1 protein-coding gene is annotated in these 365 nt (G+C 43.3%); it reads right to left on the bottom strand.

Going from position 1 to position 365, the window contains the following annotated elements:
- Positions 1 to 26: 26 nt before the first annotated feature.
- The coding region (locus tag AB4371_RS22505) for an ISAs1 family transposase (protein ID WP_372150693.1) at positions 27 to 365 on the bottom strand (339 nt) is incomplete at its 5' end.

The raw sequence follows: 365 nt of genomic DNA, 5'->3' as shown, positions 1-365 counted from the left end.
CAGGGCGGGAGCATACTTTGATGGATTTATAACCCAAAGAAGACTCTAGCCCGATAATCGTCGTTCCATCCCGCTTTTTTCAACTTCACCTTTTGACTTGGCGCACCGCAATCACATTGCTTAAGCATGTTCATTACAAAGCGTCTGAACAACGCTATGTTCTCAACGGCACCATCCAAAGTGATTCGAGAGCTATCCTCTTTAAAAACAACATCTAATACGTAGTGTTGGCTGTTTTCAATTCGCCAGTGTTGACGAATATAATGACCAAGTAATTTGTGATTCGGCGACATGGAACTTATGTAGTATGACGTATCTACGGTGCCTTTCCCGTTTATCACTCGGTGGCGTTCCACTGCTATAAT

The organism is Vibrio sp. 10N.261.51.A3, assembly GCF_041471965.1.
GTDB classification, from domain to species: Bacteria; Pseudomonadota; Gammaproteobacteria; order Enterobacterales; family Vibrionaceae; genus Vibrio; species Vibrio crassostreae_C.
Note: the sequence above shows the minus strand (reverse complement) of the source record. Positions and strands in the feature narration are given on the sequence as shown.